This window comes from Aquirufa sp. (assembly GCF_964796385.1).
In genome coordinates this window covers 26,543-43,598 of sequence record NZ_CBAUBA010000013.1, presented here as the reverse complement: position 1 = coordinate 43,598, position 17,056 = coordinate 26,543, and the positions used below count along the sequence as shown (strand labels likewise).

The 17,056-nt window shown below is 40.7% G+C and carries 18 protein-coding genes; 13 read left to right on the top strand and 5 right to left on the bottom strand.

Annotated features, from left to right (window positions below; translation table 11 throughout):
• Positions 1–35 precede the first annotated feature (35 nt).
• The 3 genes from AC1W6K_RS05925 (at position 36) to purQ (ending at position 3,560) form a co-directional block, all read left to right on the top strand.
• Entirely contained in the window at positions 36–1,331 is a 1,296-nt protein-coding gene (locus tag AC1W6K_RS05925) for a UDP-N-acetylmuramoyl-tripeptide--D-alanyl-D-alanine ligase (RefSeq protein ID WP_481946788.1), read from the top strand.
• Positions 1,332–1,437: 106 nt separating this feature from the next.
• Positions 1,438–2,754, top strand: a complete 1,317-nt coding sequence (gene ahcY / locus AC1W6K_RS05920; protein ID WP_481722149.1) for an adenosylhomocysteinase — start codon at positions 1,438–1,440, stop codon at positions 2,752–2,754.
• Between the two features lie 119 nt (positions 2,755–2,873).
• Entirely contained in the window at positions 2,874–3,560 is a 687-nt protein-coding gene (gene purQ / locus AC1W6K_RS05915; RefSeq protein ID WP_481946787.1) for a phosphoribosylformylglycinamidine synthase I, read from the top strand.
• Positions 3,561–3,586: 26 nt separating this feature from the next.
• Here purQ and lolA1 read toward each other — a convergent pair whose 3' ends face one another.
• The 3 genes from lolA1 to AC1W6K_RS05900 all read right to left on the bottom strand — a co-directional run bounded on the left by lolA1 (position 3,587) and on the right by AC1W6K_RS05900 (position 7,753).
• Positions 3,587–4,189 (bottom strand): outer membrane lipoprotein periplasmic chaperone LolA1, encoded by a 603-nt coding sequence (gene lolA1, locus AC1W6K_RS05910; RefSeq protein ID WP_481722145.1) that lies wholly within the window; start codon positions 4,187–4,189, stop codon positions 3,587–3,589.
• 2 nt (positions 4,190–4,191) lie between these two features.
• Complete coding sequence (locus AC1W6K_RS05905; protein ID WP_481946786.1) at positions 4,192–6,645, bottom strand: FtsK/SpoIIIE family DNA translocase; 2,454 nt, start codon at positions 6,643–6,645, stop codon at positions 4,192–4,194.
• Positions 6,646–6,709: 64 nt separating this feature from the next.
• Positions 6,710–7,753 (bottom strand): quinone-dependent dihydroorotate dehydrogenase, encoded by a 1,044-nt coding sequence (locus AC1W6K_RS05900; protein WP_481946785.1) that lies wholly within the window; start codon positions 7,751–7,753, stop codon positions 6,710–6,712.
• Between the two features lie 184 nt (positions 7,754–7,937).
• On the opposite strand from AC1W6K_RS05900, the gene AC1W6K_RS05895 reads away from it, so the two are divergent.
• The 3 genes from AC1W6K_RS05895 to AC1W6K_RS05885 are packed head-to-tail and all read left to right on the top strand — an operon-like array spanning position 7,938 to position 10,534.
• On the top strand, positions 7,938–8,900 hold the full coding sequence (locus AC1W6K_RS05895; RefSeq protein WP_395784042.1) for an alpha-E domain-containing protein: 963 nt from the start codon (positions 7,938–7,940) through the stop codon (positions 8,898–8,900).
• Between the two features lie 57 nt (positions 8,901–8,957).
• The gene (locus AC1W6K_RS05890) at positions 8,958–9,683 is read left to right on the top strand and encodes a proteasome-type protease (protein ID WP_481722141.1); all 726 of its coding nucleotides are present in this window, start codon (positions 8,958–8,960) and stop codon (positions 9,681–9,683) included.
• Positions 9,680–10,534 carry a transglutaminase family protein gene (locus AC1W6K_RS05885; RefSeq protein ID WP_481946784.1) on the top strand — a complete coding sequence of 285 codons (855 nt, stop codon included), beginning with the start codon at positions 9,680–9,682 and terminating at the stop codon, positions 10,532–10,534. Before AC1W6K_RS05890 ends, AC1W6K_RS05885 begins: the two co-directional genes overlap by 4 nt.
• Here AC1W6K_RS05885 and AC1W6K_RS05880 read toward each other — a convergent pair.
• A complete protein-coding gene (locus AC1W6K_RS05880) occupies positions 10,531–11,262 on the bottom strand; it encodes an MlaE family ABC transporter permease (protein WP_481946783.1) in 732 nt (243 codons plus the stop codon). The genes AC1W6K_RS05885 and AC1W6K_RS05880 overlap by 4 nt on opposite strands.
• 30 nt (positions 11,263–11,292) lie before the next feature.
• Between AC1W6K_RS05880 and AC1W6K_RS05875 the strand changes: the two genes are divergently transcribed.
• Genes AC1W6K_RS05875 through AC1W6K_RS05860 form a run of 4 tightly spaced genes read left to right on the top strand, consistent with a single transcriptional unit; the run spans position 11,293 to position 14,032 of the window.
• Positions 11,293–11,994: an SDR family oxidoreductase gene (locus AC1W6K_RS05875; protein ID WP_481722445.1), complete on the top strand. Its 702-nt coding sequence runs from the start codon at positions 11,293–11,295 to the stop codon at positions 11,992–11,994.
• Complete coding sequence (gene tsaE, locus AC1W6K_RS05870) at positions 11,991–12,419, top strand: tRNA (adenosine(37)-N6)-threonylcarbamoyltransferase complex ATPase subunit type 1 TsaE (RefSeq protein ID WP_481722447.1); 429 nt, start codon at positions 11,991–11,993, stop codon at positions 12,417–12,419. Before AC1W6K_RS05875 ends, tsaE begins: the two co-directional genes overlap by 4 nt.
• Positions 12,406–13,623 (top strand): alanine dehydrogenase, encoded by a 1,218-nt coding sequence (locus AC1W6K_RS05865; protein WP_481946782.1) that lies wholly within the window; start codon positions 12,406–12,408, stop codon positions 13,621–13,623. The genes tsaE and AC1W6K_RS05865 overlap by 14 nt, the downstream gene beginning before the upstream one ends.
• Positions 13,624–13,627: 4 nt before the next feature.
• Entirely contained in the window at positions 13,628–14,032 is a 405-nt protein-coding gene (locus AC1W6K_RS05860) for a hypothetical protein (protein ID WP_481722451.1), read from the top strand.
• On the opposite strand, the gene xerD is transcribed toward AC1W6K_RS05860, so the two are convergent.
• Positions 14,029–14,937 (bottom strand): site-specific tyrosine recombinase XerD, encoded by a 909-nt coding sequence (xerD, locus tag AC1W6K_RS05855; RefSeq protein WP_481946804.1) that lies wholly within the window; start codon positions 14,935–14,937, stop codon positions 14,029–14,031. The two genes, AC1W6K_RS05860 and xerD, sit on opposite strands and share 4 nt — an antisense overlap.
• Positions 14,938–15,008: 71 nt before the next feature.
• Between xerD and aroQ the strand changes: the two genes are divergently transcribed.
• Genes aroQ through AC1W6K_RS05840 form a run of 3 tightly spaced genes read left to right on the top strand, consistent with a single transcriptional unit; the run spans position 15,009 to position 17,056 of the window.
• Positions 15,009–15,434 (top strand): type II 3-dehydroquinate dehydratase, encoded by a 426-nt coding sequence (aroQ, locus tag AC1W6K_RS05850; protein WP_481946781.1) that lies wholly within the window; start codon positions 15,009–15,011, stop codon positions 15,432–15,434.
• A 6-nt stretch (positions 15,435–15,440) separates the two neighbouring features.
• Complete coding sequence (locus AC1W6K_RS05845) at positions 15,441–16,484, top strand: aminotransferase class V-fold PLP-dependent enzyme (RefSeq protein WP_481946780.1); 1,044 nt, start codon at positions 15,441–15,443, stop codon at positions 16,482–16,484.
• Complete coding sequence (locus AC1W6K_RS05840; protein WP_377983900.1) at positions 16,484–17,056, top strand: MarC family protein; 573 nt, start codon at positions 16,484–16,486, stop codon at positions 17,054–17,056. The genes AC1W6K_RS05845 and AC1W6K_RS05840 overlap by 1 nt, the downstream gene beginning before the upstream one ends.

Below are 17,056 nucleotides of genomic sequence, written 5' to 3'. Positions count from 1 at the left end.
AGTCGCAATATGCAAAATGGCAGACGATTATCCATATGAAGATATCAAACTCATCTTTATTAGCACATTTCCAATCCGCGACCGGCGTTTGTACGGATACCCGGAAAATACAAAAAGGAAATATGTTTTTTGCCTTAAAAGGGCCAAATTTCAATGCCAATGCATTAGCAGAAGAAGCCTTAGCCAAAGGAGCATCTTGCGCGGTCATTGACGACCCAGCCTATGAAACAGGAGCAAACACACTACTCGTTTCAGATGGACTCAAGGCTCTTCAAGATTTAGCCACAGCCTATCGAAATACTTTATCCATACCGATTATTGGCCTGACAGGATCCAATGGAAAAACAACCACGAAGGAATTGATTTTCTCTGTATTATCTCAACAATTCCATTGTTTCGCCACGTCGGGTAATTTAAACAATCACATTGGCGTACCACTTTCCATCCTTTCCATTTTACCTGCACATGAAATCGCAGTCATTGAAATGGGCGCAAATAAACAAGGAGATATCAAAGAACTTGTGGATATCGCTCAACCTACTCATAGCTTAATAACCAATATAGGTAAAGCACATTTAGAGGGATTCGGCGGTGAATCAGGTGTCATTAAAGGCAAAGGCGAATTATTTGACTATGTCTCCGCACATGGTGGAATCGTCTTTTTGCCCAAAGAAAAAAACATCGTGCATCAAATGTCTGAAGAGCGACAAATCACGGAAGTGGTTTTAGCCAATGCAGCGATGCCCACTAATTTATTGGAAGCGAAACCTTACATTCGATTTTCATGTGCCGACGAGACAGTTGTTCAGTCACACTTACCCGGTGTATACAACTTTGAAAATATTCAGATGGCGATCGCGGTGGGCAAGCATTTTGGCTTAAGTGATGCGCAATGCAAGGAGGGAATAGCTACGTATCAGCCAACGAATCATCGATCTCAGTACATAAAAATTGGATCTAACCAAGTTTTAATGGATGCATACAATGCCAATCCATCTTCGATGCAAGCCGCTATCAGCCATTTTGCGGAAACAGATAACGAACCAAAAATTCTGATTTTAGGTGACATGTTTGAATTAGGCGATTTATCTGCCGCAGAACATGAGGCTCTTGGCAAATTGATTGCCTCATTTTCGTTTGAAAAAGTTCTTTTAATCGGCGAGCATATGCAACACGCATTAAGTCATTTACCCAAAGCATTTTACTTCCCAGATAAGTTCGGACTACACAATTGGTTACAAGATCACCCGATTAAATCCAGTTCCTTACTTGTCAAAGGCTCACGAGGTATTCAACTCGAAAGTACATTGCCATTTTTGGCAAATGAATAACCAGTTAATAAGAAATATACGTCTTGTTCAAACAAAAATTTGCTGATGCACAAGAAAGATGTAAATTTGCACTTTAGTAAGATTTCGAAATAAAAATAAACATATAATGGCATCACAAGCAGGTACATATGTACCGTTCAAAGTAAAAGACATTGCATTGGCCGATTGGGGTCGTAAAGAAATTCAATTAGCGGAAGCAGAGATGCCAGGCTTAATGGCATTGCGTGCAGAATTCGGCGCGGCACAACCACTAAAAGGTGCGCGTGTGGCAGGTTGTCTTCACATGACAATCCAGACAGCCGTTTTGATTGAAACGTTAACAGCATTAGGTGCTGAAGTTACTTGGTCCTCTTGTAATATTTTCTCTACACAAGATCACGCTGCCGCTGCAATTGCAGCAGCAGGAATTCCAGTTTATGCTTGGAAAGGCATGAATGAAGAAGAGTTCAATTGGTGTATTGAGCAAACATTGTTCTTTGGTGAAGATCGTCAACCGTTAAACATGATTCTGGATGATGGTGGTGATTTGACCAATATGGTTTTTGATGAATATCCTGAATTAATCGAAGGCATCAAAGGCTTATCAGAAGAAACTACGACTGGTGTTCACCGTCTATATGAGCGTATGAAAAATGGCACCTTGTTCTTGCCAGCGATCAACGTAAATGACTCGGTTACGAAGTCTAAATTCGATAATAAATATGGTTGCAAAGAGTCATTAGTTGATGCTATCCGTCGCGCAACCGACTTAATGTTGGCAGGCAAAGTAGCCGTAGTAGCAGGTTATGGTGATGTAGGAAAAGGTTCTGCAGATTCATTACGTGGTGCGGGCTGCCGTGTTTTAGTAACTGAAATCGATCCTATTTGTGCATTACAAGCAGCGATGGATGGTTACGAAGTAGTTCCAATGGACGAAGCAGCAACACGCGCAAACATCTTTGTTACAGCGACTGGTAACGTGAAGATTATCCGTGATCGTCACTTCAAAGCGATGAAAGACAAAGCGATCGTTTGTAACATCGGTCACTTTGATAACGAAATCGACATGGAATGGTTGAATGGCAATTATGGTTCGACTAAAGATCAAATCAAACCACAAGTTGATATGTACACGATTGATGGCAAAAACGTAATCGTTTTAGCTGAAGGCCGTTTGGTTAACTTAGGTTGCGCGATGGGTCACCCATCTTTCGTGATGTCGAACTCATTCTGTAATCAAACATTGGCTCAATTGGAGCTTTGGGCAAATGCAAAAAATTACGAGAACAAAGTATATATCTTACCTAAGCATTTAGATGAGAAAGTAGCTTTCTTACACTTAGCGCACATCGGTGCTAAATTAGAGAAACTAGAGAAAGAGCAGGCTGATTATATAGGTGTTCCTCAAGCAGGACCATACAAGCCTGAGCACTACCGTTACTAGAAATAGGTTTACTAAACTTGAAAAGCTGCACCAGAAAGTGCAGCTTTTTTTATGCAAATTTTGCTAAAATAAATCGGCGAAAAGCCCTAAATTTGCCTCAAATTAAGAAAGAAAAAGATATGAAATTTGGTGTAATTGTATTCCCGGGTTCAAATTGTGACGATGATACCGTAGGTGTTATTCAAAGCTTAGGTCATGAAGCTATTAAATTATGGCATAAAGACACGGATTTACAAGGTTGTGATTTCATTATCGTTCCGGGCGGTTTTTCTTATGGCGACTACTTACGTTCTGGTGCCATTGCGCGTTTTTCACCCATTATGGAACATGTCATCGAGTTTGCAAATAACGGAGGCTATTTAATGGGGATTTGCAATGGATTCCAAGTCTTAGTAGAAGCGCACTTATTACCAGGTGTTTTATTACGCAACAATTCACAGAAATTTATCTCGAAGAATATTTACCTAAAAGCGGCCACAAACAACGCCCTTTTAACCCAAGAATTAAATATAAACAAAGCCTATAAAATACCAATTGCGCACGCAGAGGGCCGCTATTTTGCTGATGAGACTACCTTAGCTTCCTTGCAGGCAAATGATCAAATATTATTTTACTATTGCGATGAGTCGGGTCAAGTGACTGAATCTGCTAACCCAAATGGTAGCTTACTAAACATTGCTGGAATTTGCAATGAAGGACGGAATGTATTTGGATTAATGCCACACCCTGAGCGTGCTGCCGATCCAGATTTGAATAACACGGATGGCTTGGAAATCATGAAGCAATTGGTGCTTCAATTGGTTTAATTGTAGAGACGCGATACCTGTATTTTCTAACGTAAATCATTAACCTCAACACCTGGAAATGCCTTTTTACTAAACGTAAAATAAGCATCATCTACACCCGCTTTGGGATTTAATTTAGTCACCTTGAAAACTTGTTTTTTACCTGTCTTATTGACAATCGTCCATTCTTTGACGGTATTATCTGCCGTATTTATCTTCAATGTAATTTGTTTGACTTGAGTCGATTTAGCACCAGGTGCCATGTCTACCGTTGCGATACCGCCAACTTGGGACACTAATTTAAACTTGTAGCCTTTCTTATCAAATGTGTAAATTTTTGCAGGATTTAAGTCTCCATCTGCAGGATCAAATGAAGAGATATTCACTTCATTAATTTCCTTGATGTAGGTAGCAACTTCCTTACCATTATTAAAAATCTCCTGCCCTGCCGTCTTCAAACGAAACTTTGTACCCTTAACTGTAATCGATCCAGTCATGTTTGCACTACCGTCTGTTTGATAACTAAAATTTGCCGAGAACGACCCCATTCTCTTGTACTTCTGCTGCATCTTGTCGATCAAACTAACCGCAGGATTCGATTGCGCAAAGGTTGATAAACTAAGAAAAACGAATACAATTACCTGTTTCATACTTATAAATTTTTCAAAATTTCTTCCAATTCAGTTTCGGACTTGACTAATACCTCGCGTGCCTTTGAACCACCAAATGATCCCACAATACCAGCAATCTCCAACTGATCGATTAATCGTCCAGCCCGATTATATCCCAATTTCAACTTGCGTTGAATCAGCGAAGTACTCCCCTGCTGATGCATTACAACCAAACGTGCTGCCTCATCAAAATAAGCATCGCGATCTCCTAAATCGATATCACCACGATCTTGACCTCCCATCTCATCGGAGTCTGGTTCTGGCAACAAATAAGCCGTCGTATAGCCTTGTTGGTTCCCAATAAAATCACAAATCTCTTCTACCTCAGGTGTATCCACAAACGCGCACTGCAAACGGATTACTTCCGAACCCATCGATAATAGCATGTCTCCCATGCCAACCAATTGATCCGCACCACCTGCATCTAAAATCGTACGCGAGTCTATTTTAGACATAACCTTAAACGATAAACGCGCTGGGAAATTTGCTTTAATCGTACCTGTAATAACATTGACGGAAGGACGTTGCGTGGCAACCACTAAGTGAATACCAATCGCACGAGCCAACTGCGCCAAACGGGCAATTGGATGTTCTACTTCTTTTCCGGAGGTCAACATCAAGTCGGCCAACTCATCAATCACCAACACGATATAAGGCATGAAATCATGCTCATTCGGATTCAACCGACGGTTAATAAATTTCTGATTATACTCTTTGATATTCCGACAACCCGCTATTTTCAACTTATCATAGCGCATGTCCATCTCCTTACAAAGGGAATTCAGGGTGGCTACAACCTTTTTGGTGTCAGTAATAATGGCCTCCGCAGAATCTGGCAAACATGCTAAAAAGTGGCGTTCCAATTTATTAAATAAAGAAAGCTCTACCTTTTTAGGATCCACCAAAACAAACTTCAAAGTAGCTGGGTGCTTCTTGTAAATTAACGAGGTTAATAACATGTTTAAGCCCACCGACTTACCCTGACCAGTTGCCCCTGCCATCAACAAGTGAGGCATTTTGGCTAAATCAGCAACAAATATTTCATTCGAAATAGTTTTACCCAACGTAATAGGCAAATCATACGTAGACTTTTGAAATTTCTCAGAACCAATCACCGCGCGCACCGGAACCATCTCGCGGTTCTTGTTGGCAACTTCAATACCAATCGTTCCTTTACCAGGCATTTGGCCAATAATACGTACGCCCATGGCAGCCAACGACAGCGACAAATCATCTTCTAATGAAGTAATTTTACTCACTCGAACACCTGCCTTGGGAACAATCTCATACAACGTAACTGTGGGTCCGATCGTTGCCTCAATCTTCTGAATACCAATTCCATAATTCAAAAGTGTCTCGACAATCTTCTCTTTATTCTCCTTCAACTCATCCATCGTCACCTGAGTTGTTTGATTCTTTTGATCGTATTCTTTCAATAAATCTAACGTAGGATACACATACTTGGGCAGATCCGAGGTAGGATCGTATAAACCAAACTGCGCTACTAAATCATTCGCCTGCACTGCTGAGTTCATTGGAGCCTCTTCTACTTCCTCAATGGCTACATCATCTTCGTCAGCAACTTTGAAAGTAAAAGGTGTTTCGTCTACTTCATCTAAAGCATTTTCAGCTAGCTGTTGTTCTATAATTGATAAATCTGCTGGTAAAACACCATCCACTTCATCTCCCACTTTAACAGGGGGAATATGCGGACGATACGTCTCCAAATCTTCATTATCAACACGAAAACTTTCATCATCATCCAAAAACGCCTCATCTTCCACAGGAATTAGCTCATTTTCTTTATTTAAAACACCTGAGGCAGCTTTCGGCTTAGAAGGATTCCATTGATAGAAAAGAACAAAAAATACCAAACCTAGGAATAGCACTAGAAAAATTGATAAATAACCAAGGAGCTGGGTCAATTTTTCGGTAACAAAAAAACCAACGCCCCCGCCAAAAGAATGTGGTAAATCCAATTGATAAACCACAAATCCAGCAATTAAACTCCCCCAAATAATGTAGAATAATACTTGCCACGACAAGCGATCGACCGAGTAAATTTCTCTTTTGTAAGCAAGTTTAAGACCCGACAAGAAGAACAACGGAATCAATAAAAACGACGACCACCCGAAAGTGCGAAAAATAAAGAAATGCGCAATTTTGGCACCCAGTAATCCGGCCCAATTTTTAACAGGAATATCAGACCCAGCAATAACATCGGCAGCCCCTAGTTCAACTTCACTTTGATCAGCCACCCCTACAACAAAACTGGATACAAAAGAAATAGTCAATAATGTTCCAATAAAAAATAAAAACCAACCTAAAATCAATCGAATGCGATAAGTCACTTCACCTGGGACACGGTCTTTTTTCGATTCCTTGTCAAAATTAATTTGAAGCGTGCTGGTTGGATTAACAATCTTTTTGGCCATCTAATGCAGAAGTAATAATAACGTATAAATTTCGACTTTTTGATTTGATTTACAAAATCAAATATTAAAGCCCTTCAGAAACAATGGCACGATTAATTTCTTGAATTAATCCTGGCCCTTCATAAATAAAACCGGTATAAATTTGAACTAAGGATGCCCCAGCACGCAACTTTTCTATCGCATCATTTGCTGAATGAATCCCCCCTACCCCAATCATCGGAATCTTTCCCTTTGATTTTTTATGGATATACGCAATAACCTCCGTAGACCTATCTCCTACCGGCTTTCCACTTAGTCCCCCAGCTTCTGCCGTTACGGCAGGATCAGCAAGTAAACTCTCCCGCGAAAGTGTTGTATTGGTAGCGATCAAACCTGCAATACCTGTCTCTAATACAATATCAACTACATCATCTAATTGCTCATTCGTCAAATCTGGTGCAATTTTCAATAAGATTGGTTTCAATTTAGGTTTGCGTTGATTCAAATCCTGTAAGCGGGAAAGCAATTGCTTCAATGGCTCTTTTTCCTGTAATGCACGTAAATTAGGCGTATTAGGTGAACTCACATTCACCACAAAATAATCCACCACGGGGTATAAGGTTTCAAATCCTTGGCAATAATCATCATCTGCTAATTCATTGGGCGTCACTTTATTTTTTCCCAAATTACCCCCAATAATCACAGGAGCCTGCCTAGCCTCTAATCGTTTTTTCATTTGAGCCAAACCATCATTATTGAATCCCATGCGATTAATAATGGCCGAATCTTCGGGCAAACGAAATAAACGTGGTTTCTCATTTCCATCTTGTGGCTTGGGGGTAACCGTTCCCACTTCAATAAAACCAAACCCTAATGTGGCCAACTCATCCACCAAGACTGCATTTTTATCAAAGCCTGCAGCTAAACCTACCGGATTCGGAAATTCAATACCAAAAACAGTCCGACGAAGACTGGGGTGCTCATACCCGTAAATGGCACGAAAAAGGCTAGAAACACCTGGGATTTTCATTGAGAATGTAAGCAAATCAGCCAATAAATAGTGTGCGCGTTCTGGGTCAAACAAAAAGAAGAATGGCTTAATTAGCTTTTGATAAATCATAAAATGCATGAAATTTTAACGAAGCAACAAAAATACAAAATGCCCCCTAGATAATGGGAATAAATCAAGGATTATCTGAAGATTCTTGAGACATTTTAAAAAAAAAATTTTAGACGTGATGACACTTTACTGAAAAAGGCTAATTTTAATTCAACCTTAGTGGTAATCAAGCATTTAAAAAATTAGTAAGCCTATGTTAAGTCGTGTTGCCAATTCCATTTATTGGATGAATCGCTACATTGAGAGAGCCGACAACTATGCCCGCTTTATCTCAGTGAATTTTAATTTAGCCCTTGATTTACCTCCGAATGTTCCCGAACAATGGGAACCACTTATTGTCGCCACGGCAGATCATTACAATTTCTTTGAACATTACCCCAAGGCCAATCGCGAAAATGTCTTGTATTTCATGACGTTTGATGAACTAAACCCTAACTCGATTCTTTCTTGCCTGTACAGTGCACGCGAAAATGCACGTACCATTCGCGAAAGTATTTCTCGGGAAATGTGGGAGTATGTCAACCAGGTTTATTGGAAAGTAAAAGATCGCGTAGAAGGCAGTAAACAGTGGGAAATTTCACGCTATCAAGGTTTCCTCGAAGAAATTAAATCAGGTAGCCAATTATTCTATGGGATTGTGGATTCTACGATAACCCGTGGGGAAGGTTGGCATTTTGGCCAACTAGGCAAATTGCTTGAACGGGCAGATAAAACAACCCGATTTCTAGATGTCAAATACTTCACGCTTTTGCCTGACATAGAGGCCATCGGTTCGCCGTTGGACTTACTCATGTGGTCAGCCGTATTAAAGTCGAATTCTGCATACAATATGTTTCGCCAACAGTACAAAGTCATCAACCCGCGTAACATCGTTGAATTCTTGATTTTAGAAAAAAGCTTTCCAAGATCCGTGGTACATTGCTTGCAAGAATCTGAATTGTCATTATATGCGATTTCTGGAACTTCTTTTGAACATGGCTATTCAAATTTGGCCGAAAAAAAGGTCTCCAAATTGCTTTCAGAAGTTCAATTCACTGAAATTGACGATATCTTATTGACTGGATTACACCAGTTTCTAGATAATTTCCAAACGAAAAACAATGAAATTGGCCAAACTATTTTCAATACCTATTTTGATCTGAAACCCGTAAATTAAACACGCCTTACGCGAAAAAATTGTAATATTGCGCACCCATTTGCCACCACGGAACATATGACTTATTGCTTAGGAATTACCGTTAAAGAAGGACTTATTGCCATCGCAGACACACGTATTACGGCAGGAAACGAGATGTATTCGAACAAGAAAATCTCGATTCATGAAATCAAAAACCGTAGCCTGTTTATCATGACAGCTGGTTTACGGTCGGTTCGGGACAAGGCGGTAACTTACTTTAATCAGACGGTCGACGAAGAAGAAGCGAGCTACGATTTTATGTTTCAAGCGGCTACAGCGTTTGGGCAAATGCTTAAAAAAGTTGCACAAGAAGATCGGGAATCTCTTGAAAAAGAAGGCTATCAATTTAACCTCCATGCGATTGTTGGCGGTCAAATGCCCAAAGATGATACCCATAAATTATTTCTAATTTTTCCTGAAGGCAATTGGATCGAAATTAACGATGGATTAAAATATCAGATTATTGGTAATTCAAACTATGGCAAACCGCTTCTAAATCGAAACCTACATTTCGACACTCCCCTAAAGGATGCTTTAAAAATGGGGTTTCTTTCTTTTGATGCCACACAAGTTAGTACCAATGATGTTGATTTCCCCATTGACGTAGTCGTATACGAAAAAGGCACCTTTAAGGCCAAAGAGGTGCGTTTATACAAAGAAGACATGCAGAAAATTTCAGATGACTGGAATCAAGCCTTACGTAAGTCATTGGAAGGCATTGAGGAAAATTGGATGAAAGACCTAATTTCGCTCCCGAAATGATCGCTAACATCCACCACAGTTTAGCTTATACGTACAGCGAACCTGTTTATTTGGAGCCGCATGTGTTATATGTTCATCCCCGTAAAAGTTCATTACTAACGGTCAAAACATTTGATCTCAGCATCTCCCCAACACCCGTCCAAATTTCAAAAAATTTAGATCCTGAGGGTAATATCCAAAATATCTTATTCTTTAAGGCGCCCACCAGCAGCTTAGTCATTAATATAAATGCTGTTGTTGAGACTACAGAATTCAATCCGTTTGATTTTGTGTATTTCCCATTTGAAAGTAAACGATTGCCCATGCGCTATTCAGATGCTTATGTGAAGACACTTGCTCCCTATTTAGGTTTAGACGGTGTCACACCTGTGATCGAACAAACAGCGCGTCACCTAGCATCTCAAGTACAATGGAGCACTTCAGAATTCCTTAGTGATGTCAATGCCTTTATCTACAAACAATTTGCCCACGAAATTCGCGAAGAAGGAGCACCCAATACCCCCGAATTTACATTAATGAACCGCAAAGGTTCATGTCGGGATTATGCGGTACTATTTTCAGCACTTTGCCGCGCCTTGGGATTAGCAACGAGATTCGTTTCAGGATATTATACAGGCATTGCTCCAGTAGATGTACCGAATCAAACGCACCATTTACATGCTTGGGTAGAGGTTTATTTGCCAGGTGGCGGTTGGCGTGGATATGATCCAACGCAACATGAAGTCGTTGCTGGTAATCATATTCCTTTAGCAGCCTCCTGCCTTCCAGAGGAAATCACACCGGTTTTTGGAACGTATCGAGGAGTGGCGACGTCGACATTACTGACTGAAGTGTTTATTCAACGCGTTTAGCCTACGAGTAATTGGGCCAATAGATAATCTGCAACCAATATGGCAATACACGCATTCGTAACTGCGGTGGTTCCGGCTTTACCCACTTCATACGCACCGCCTTTGGTGTAGAACCCTTGGAAGGCTGAAATTGAGACAACCAAAAAGCCAAAAACCAACGATTTGATCAAAGCAAAAATCACATAGTTTGGCTTGAAATCGAATTGTAAACCGTAAATATAATCTTGTGGAGTCACTGATCCTGTTAACCATCCCGCCAAATAACCACCGTAGATTCCTAAGAAGCAAGCCATGGTCACGAGCATCGGAAAGGTCAACATGGCCGCAATCAATTTGGGTAGCACTAAATAAGACGAAGAATTAATTCCCATGACCTCAAGTGCATCAATTTGTTCTGAAATTCGCATCGTGCCTAGTTGGCCCGCAATATTAGACCCCACCTTACCCGCTAAAACCACACATGTAATCGTAGGCCCCAATTCCAAGATCGTCGAATCACGTACAATTAAACTGATGATATATTTCGGAACAAACGGATTATCCATATTGGCAGCCGTTTGAACACAGGTAACTGCTCCTAAAAAACTAGACACAATCGTAACAATCAACATCGAATCGATACCGATATCTTTAGATTCCTGCATAATCAATTTCCAATTCACCCGAAATTTTTCAGGATTTGTAAAAAGCTTACCTAGGAAGAGTAAATATTTGCCTAATTTTGACATGTGTTGCACAAACAATGAGCACCAAAGATAATGGATAAATCGATAGTAATTAGTGGCGGAAGTCAGGGAATTGGCAAGGCATTAGTAAAAAAATTCCTTCAAGAAGGTTTCCAAGTTTTTACTTGTTCACGGAGTCAGGAGAAGTTAAATGTCTTAGCACACGAATACAATAATCCACGCCTACACACCTATGCGGCAGATTTGAGTGACAAAAAACAAGTACAAGCCTTCGCGACATGGGTGTTATCTAAATCTCAAACGATCGAAATCTTAGTGAATAACACGGGCGTGTTCCTCCCGGGTCAAATTCAAAATGAGGAGGATGGGGTATTGGAAAAGCAAATTGAGACAAATTTATACAGTGCATATCATTTGACCCGTGCCTTATTGCCTACGTTTCAAGCCAGAAAATCAGGGCATATATTTAATATGTGTTCAACTGCGTCAATTACCGCATACACCTTAGGTGGCTCCTATTGCATAAGCAAATTTGCCTTATTGGGTATGACTAAAGTCTTGCGCGAGGAGACTAAAACACAAGGAATTCGCGTGACAGCTATCTTACCAGGTGCCACATTAACCCCGTCTTGGGATGGCGTGGAATTACCCACGGAAAGATTTATACCCGCGGATGATATTGCTTCTACGATTTGGGCAGCCTATCAAATGAACCCTTCGACCGTATTGGAAGAAATCCTCATTAGACCACAATTGGGTGATATTGATTTATGAGAACTTGGCAAGCATATGCATTAACGGATTTGGCCCAAGTGGCATCGGAATTAATTCCTGTTGCATTAGCCCATAGTTCTATCTGGTTATTTCGAGGCCAAATGGGAGCTGGAAAGACAACGCTCATAAAAGAAATAACACGTCAATTAGGCGTTGAAGGGCATGTCCAAAGCCCAACGTTCGCACTGGTCAATGAATATGCGCGACCAAATGATTCGGACATTTACCATTTCGATTTATACCGATTGAAAAATGCACAAGAGGCTTTAGACATTGGCATCGAAGATTATTTAGATTCAGGGAAAATTTGCCTGATTGAATGGCCTGAGCAAGCAGAAGAACTTTGGAATATTCCACATGTGGAATTTGACATAACACCCATTGACGAAAATACACGAAGTCTGACACTCCATGAGCACCATTAATCCTTTTCACGAACTACTTGCGCAACAGGGTATTATGCCCAAGGAGGCGATGTCATGGACGAAGCAGAATGCAAAAAGCATTCAAATAGGTCTACCAAAAGAAAGGTCCACCTACGAAAATCGCATTAGTCTAAGTCCACAAGCAGTACAATTACTGGTGGCCAATGGTCATGAGCTAATCATGGAACGCGGAGCGGCGGACCGGGCAGGATTCAGTGATGCGGATTATTTATTGGCAGGCGCCTCGGTGACGGATCAAATTCAAGAAGTTTGGCAAAGTAGCCTCGTGTTAAAAATAAATGCGCCGACCATCGAAGAGATTAGTCACATGAAACCCGGTCAAGCTTTTGTAGCGAGTGCGGCCAAGTACCAGCTAAGCGCAGAGGCAATTGATCAAATCAATGCCAAAAAAATCATGGCCATTGGGTTGGAATATGTGGAAGATAATGGTGGAGGATTGCCATTTGTCAAAAGCATGGCAGAAATTGCAGGCCAAATGGTCATGCCCATAGCCAGTCAAATTTTAAGTGCATCCCACGGTGGCGGCATTTTAGTAGGAAATGTAACTGGCGTCTCACCTTGTCGGATCGTCTTATTAGGCTCCGGAAATGTAGTAGAGCAAGTCGCTCGTGCAGCCTGGCATGCGGGCATTCAAGTCCAAGTTTTTGATAAAGATATTTATAAGCTACAACGCTTAAAACAAAGCCTCGGGTTCCCATTGGTCACGCAAGTAATTGATTCCGAAAACCTCCCGAATGCCCTTCAGGATGCTAATTTGATCGTTGGCGCCCTCCGTTCCGATTCAGGAGTTACCCCTTGCATCATCACAGAAGAAATGGTTAGCAAATTAAAGCCGGGAACGTTGATTATGGACGTTTGTATCGACCAAGGAGGCTGTTTTGAGACATCTGAAATAAGCCACTTGGGTAAACCAACGTTTACTAAATATGGTATCACGCACTATTGCGTTCCAAATATTCCTTCCTTAGTTGCCCAGACCGCTAGCTTAGCCATGAGTAATTTATTGACCTCATTTATTTTAAAAGCGGGTAAAACAGGGGGAATCGAGGAGATGCTTTGGCAAGGAAAATCCTTTATGAAGGGGATTTATTGCTATCAAGGCCATGTGACCAACGGCCACATGGGTAAGTTATTTAAAAAAGCAGTGAAAGACATTCAGTTATTATTACTAAGTAGAAGCTAATTTCATGATCGAAGACTACACCGCCCTATCAAACGCGCCCAATTCACCTGAGTTAAACGGGAAATATTTGGGACTTATATCGAGTGACTTTATCAAAGTGGCTGATGCCTTGAAGGAAGCAGCATACCAAATTAAAAAACGGGGATTCTCTGATTTTCCAATCTTTGTTTGTTCGCAGCGGCCGATTGAAATAGGTCAAAAGTTGATTGGAGTCTCCGAATTAGGTGAGAATAAATGGAATTACCACGCCTCATTACTGGAGGAGTTTATTCAGCGCAAACTAATCGCGGAGGAAAATCGCGAACTTTTTGAGCAGAATTACAAGGATGTCGAGGAGTTCGCCTGCTTATTTGTGGTGGATGGACAATTCACCAATTTTGTATTTATTCCTTATCCCGACGAGGCTTAATTTTTTCGATTCATTGGATGAAAATCCTGCACCATTTGACTTAGGTATGCTCGATCTAAATGGGTGTAAATTTCAGTTGTCAAAATGGACTCATGACCGAGCAGTTCCTGTACCGCACGTAAGTCAGCGCCCCCCTCAATCAAGTGAGTTGCAAATGAATGTCTAAAGGTATGCGGACTAATGGATTTTTGAATTCCTGCTTTAGCTGCCAAATCCTTACAAATCAAAAAGACCATCACCCGACTAAGCATGGCGCCGCGCCGATTTAAAAATAGCACATTGTGCGCATCCTTTTTCAACGAAATACGCGGTCTAACTTGCTCACGGTATAAAGTTAAATAATGAAATGCCTCACGTCCAATGGGTACTAATCGCTCTTTATCACCCTTTCCGCGTACTTTTAGAAGGCCTAAATCAGCATAAATATCTGTAAGTTTAAGGCCCACTAATTCCGATACTCGAAGTCCAGAACCATAAAGTAATTCAATCATTGCCCGATTGCGTACACCTTCATTTGTCGACAAATCATTTGCCTGCAAAATCAATTCTATTTCATCATACGATAAGGTATCAGGAAGGTGCCGTCCCTTTTGTGGGGACTTCATGTGGGTAGTAGGATCTGAAATTAGGGTGTTTTCTTCGCCTACAAATTGAAAAAAACTCCTGAGCCCTGACAAGCAACGCGCTTGTGAACTTGCCTCAATTCCTAATCCATGCAAGACATTAAAAAAATCAAGAATATGATTTTCTGTTACTTGATCGATAGAAAAATCCTTCCCAACAACAGGGGCTAAATAAAGGGCAAATTTGCGCACATCTCGCAAATAAGCTTCATGTGAATGTCCCGAAAGGCCACGTTCAATTTTCAGATAATTACCAAACAATTGGATTTCCTTTTCCCACATGGACATAATATTCAAACTATCCCGTAAATTTAGGAGAAATTTGAAAACTGTTTCGCTTTTATTTGTAGACCATGGTACGTAAAAAAATACTCATCCTGAATGGGCCCAACTTAAATTTATTAGGCACACGCGAGCCAGAAATTTATGGGCATCAAACATTTGAACAGTTCTTAGATATCCTGAGAGAGAAATTCGAAGAACAATTGGACATCGAGTATTTTCAGTCCAATGAAGAGGGTGCCATCATCAATAAACTACATGAAGTGGGCTTCACGTATGAAGGTATTTTATTAAATGCGGGTGGATACACGCATACCTCTATAGCGATTGCTGACGCCGTTTCATCGATTAAAACGCCGGTCATTGAAGTACATATTTCAAATGTACATGCTCGAGAATCATTTAGAGGACACAGTTATTTAAGCCCAAATTGCAAAGGTATTATCGTGGGTTTTGGCTTACGTGGATACGAGTTAGGTTTATACTCTTTCGTATAAAAAAAGATGCTTTCATTTTATCCGGGTCCATCAAAGGTTTATCCTCAGGCGCTTGATTTCATTCAAGAGGCCTTTGACCAAGGTATTGTTAGCATCAATCACCGCAGCAAACGCTTCGAAATATTATTAAAAGAAACCATGGAAGCTATGACCGCTTCCTGGAATATACCTCCAGATTACACCATCTATTTTGTTTCCTCAGCCACGGAAGCATGGGAAATTGTGGCTCAATCGCTTGTTGGCTCAAAAAGTGCTCATTTCTACAATGGCGCTTTTGGAAAAAAATGGGGCCAATATGCCTCGCAAATCAATCCAAATACCCAATTGATTTCCTTTGGCTTACATGAATCGTTGGCTGAAAACGCTAGTCTCTTAGCGTCTGATGTAGATACTGTTTGTTTAGTCCAAAGTGAAACGTCGAATGGGACGGGCCAACAAATCCGTCGGTTGGATTACCCAAATGATGTGCTTATTGCCGTGGATGCTACTTCTTCCATGGGAGGAATAGTTCTGCCTTGGGAAGAGGCCGATGTTTGGTTTGCTTCGGTTCAAAAGTGCCTCGGAATTCCGGCTGGCCTTGGTATCATGATTTGTTCGCCAAAAGCCTTGCAACGCGCACATACCTTGAACCATCGCATACATTACAATGATATTTTACTCATGGAAGACAATCGAAAAAGCTTCCAAACGCATTATACACCCAATGTATTGAGTATATATTTAATGTGTCGACTCACCCAAACACTACCTAATTTACGCGAAATCGAACAAGAGACCCAACGAAAATTAGCTATCTGGGAGGAATTTTGGGAGACACAAAAGCATTGGGATCTTCAATACTTAATTCCAGAAAAAGCTCGCCGACTTCCCACTGTTTTGGCATTAACAGGTCCAGCAGCGGAAATCGAACGCATCCAACGTGTTTGTTTAGCACATGGCGTTGAATTAGGAAAAGGATATGGGGAATGGAAATCCAATACCGTTCGAATAGCCAATTTTCCTAGCCATACGGAAGCAGATATTCAACAACTCATCAACATATTAACATGATGAAATTCGACCTCAAAGAAATCCTTTCCTCGTCTTTGATTCTATTTTCAGTAATCGATATTTTGGGATCTATTCCAATCATCATTGATTTGCGGAAGAAAAATGGTAACATTCACGCAGAGCAAGCTACCTTGGTTTCAGGCCTCATTATGATTGGCTTTTTCTTTGCAGGTAAATTAATCTTACGTTTTCTGGGAGTTGATACGAATTCATTTGCCATGGCAGGTGCATTAATCATCTTCTTAATCGGCCTTGAAATGACCTTAGGGCGTAATATTTTCAAATCAGAAGAACTTCAAGAAGGTGCATCGCATAGTATTGTCCCATTAGCATTTCCAATTATAGCCGGCGCAGGGACGATGACAACGCTTATTTCATTGAAATCTCAATTTGAGGAAGAAAATATCATGGTAAGTATATTCATCAACTTGATATTTATTTACCTCGTTTTACGTTCTAGCGTTTGGATTGAGAAGAAACTGGGCAATGCGGGTACACAGGTTTTACGCAAGGTTTTTGGCGTTATCTTAATTGCCATTGCAATCAAGATATTCAAGACGCGAATGTTCTAA

Bases quoted from the DNA above. Each gene is read 5' to 3' on its own strand.
- AC1W6K_RS05875 (WP_481722445.1), top strand. From the start codon at position 11,293: ATGGATAAATCGATAGTAATTAGTGGCGGAAGTCAGGGAATTGGCAAG.
- AC1W6K_RS05900 (WP_481946785.1), bottom strand. From the start codon at position 7,753: ATGCATTTTATGATTTATCAAAAGCTAATTAAGCCATTCTTCTTTTTG.
- AC1W6K_RS05860 (WP_481722451.1), top strand. From the start codon at position 13,628: ATGATCGAAGACTACACCGCCCTATCAAACGCGCCCAATTCACCTGAG.
- AC1W6K_RS05925 (WP_481946788.1), top strand. From the start codon at position 36: ATGAAGATATCAAACTCATCTTTATTAGCACATTTCCAATCCGCGACC.
- tsaE (WP_481722447.1), top strand. From the start codon at position 11,991: ATGAGAACTTGGCAAGCATATGCATTAACGGATTTGGCCCAAGTGGCA.
- AC1W6K_RS05865 (WP_481946782.1), top strand. From the start codon at position 12,406: ATGAGCACCATTAATCCTTTTCACGAACTACTTGCGCAACAGGGTATT.
- AC1W6K_RS05905 (WP_481946786.1), bottom strand. From the start codon at position 6,645: ATGGCCAAAAAGATTGTTAATCCAACCAGCACGCTTCAAATTAATTTT.
- AC1W6K_RS05840 (WP_377983900.1), top strand. From the start codon at position 16,484: ATGAAATTCGACCTCAAAGAAATCCTTTCCTCGTCTTTGATTCTATTT.
- ahcY (WP_481722149.1), top strand. From the start codon at position 1,438: ATGGCATCACAAGCAGGTACATATGTACCGTTCAAAGTAAAAGACATT.
- AC1W6K_RS05885 (WP_481946784.1), top strand. From the start codon at position 9,680: ATGATCGCTAACATCCACCACAGTTTAGCTTATACGTACAGCGAACCT.
- lolA1 (WP_481722145.1), bottom strand. From the start codon at position 4,189: ATGAAACAGGTAATTGTATTCGTTTTTCTTAGTTTATCAACCTTTGCG.
- AC1W6K_RS05845 (WP_481946780.1), top strand. From the start codon at position 15,441: ATGCTTTCATTTTATCCGGGTCCATCAAAGGTTTATCCTCAGGCGCTT.
- aroQ (WP_481946781.1), top strand. From the start codon at position 15,009: ATGGTACGTAAAAAAATACTCATCCTGAATGGGCCCAACTTAAATTTA.
- AC1W6K_RS05880 (WP_481946783.1), bottom strand. From the start codon at position 11,262: ATGTCAAAATTAGGCAAATATTTACTCTTCCTAGGTAAGCTTTTTACA.
- xerD (WP_481946804.1), bottom strand. From the start codon at position 14,937: ATGTGGGAAAAGGAAATCCAATTGTTTGGTAATTATCTGAAAATTGAA.
- AC1W6K_RS05890 (WP_481722141.1), top strand. From the start codon at position 8,958: ATGACTTATTGCTTAGGAATTACCGTTAAAGAAGGACTTATTGCCATC.
- AC1W6K_RS05895 (WP_395784042.1), top strand. From the start codon at position 7,938: ATGTTAAGTCGTGTTGCCAATTCCATTTATTGGATGAATCGCTACATT.
- purQ (WP_481946787.1), top strand. From the start codon at position 2,874: ATGAAATTTGGTGTAATTGTATTCCCGGGTTCAAATTGTGACGATGAT.